This is a genomic window from Mesorhizobium sp. M0293 (assembly GCF_040321735.1).
Lineage (GTDB): Bacteria > Pseudomonadota > Alphaproteobacteria > Rhizobiales > Rhizobiaceae > Mesorhizobium.
Genome location: NZ_JAMYSA010000293.1, coordinates 1 through 1,006, shown reverse-complemented (window position 1 = coordinate 1,006; position 1,006 = coordinate 1). Strand labels below are relative to the sequence as shown.

Sequence of the window (1,006 nt, the reverse complement as noted above, 5' to 3'; positions counted from 1 at the left end):
TGTAAGCGATACGTGTTCCGTCCTTCATAGGTACGTAGCCGATATCGCGCACCACGTCAGCTTCACCAAGAGGGGTTTTGACCAGCTTCATTTTTGAGCGTCCATGTTGAGAAATTTCTACATTTTCCTCGTTGCGAGTGCTCTTTGCACAACGCATGCATGAGCCACAGCATCCCGCTTGACGAGAAGCGGCTATCAACCAAATCGGAATTCCCGGCACCGCAGAAGGTGCGTCACCTGACCTGGGTGAACTCCTCCCTCGATACACTCCGCCGCGATCAAAAGGGCGAACGTACGAACGAAAGAAGCGCCGCAGGTTCAAGGTGACGTTAGAAGACCAGAACTGGTGCGGCGTGGCTCATATCAATTTCACTGTGGCTACCAAAACTTTGATATTAGCGAGCCTTTCGGTGACGGCTATCGTTGGCGTGGTCTTGGAAGTTGAGAGACTCATGGATCTGGGCATAGAATGGGGATCTTTGCACATCCCGCTGTAGGCTAGGCCAAAACTGAATACGCTGCCGGCCTAATAGCTCGGGCTCGGCCTCGCTCCCTGTACCGTGTCGGAGCCGGGAGCCTCGAGCGTTAGAAGCGCGCAGCGGATTGAATCCGATTTGTGGAACTCTAAGGGCGGTGGGTCATGAACATCAGAGTTGGGCAATGGGATGGAAAATGTTGAACCCCATCACTGTTGAAATCGTCAGGAATGGATTGATATCCGCCGCGGAAGAAATGAACGCGATGCTGATCCGCTCCGCATTCACGCCGATCATCTATGAGATGAAGGATTGCGCTGTTGCGATCTTGGACCGCGACCACAAGGTTCTCGGACAATCGTCGGGTTTGCCGATATTTCTCGGCAATCTGGAAGTCTGTTCGGAATATACGGAGCGCAAATTCGGCAGGCACATTTGGCGCGAAGGCGACATCTGGGCACTGAACGATACTTACGTGGTTGGCACCCATCTCAATGACGTCTCTGTATATGCACCGATCTTTTTCAGGG

Annotated in this window: 1 protein-coding gene; it reads left to right on the top strand. The window is 52.9% G+C overall.

Annotated elements, in window-relative coordinates:
* Positions 1–672 precede the first annotated feature (672 nt).
* A partial coding sequence (locus NKJ06_RS35535; protein WP_352812599.1) for a hydantoinase B/oxoprolinase family protein occupies positions 673–1,006 on the top strand: 334 nt, incomplete at its 3' end.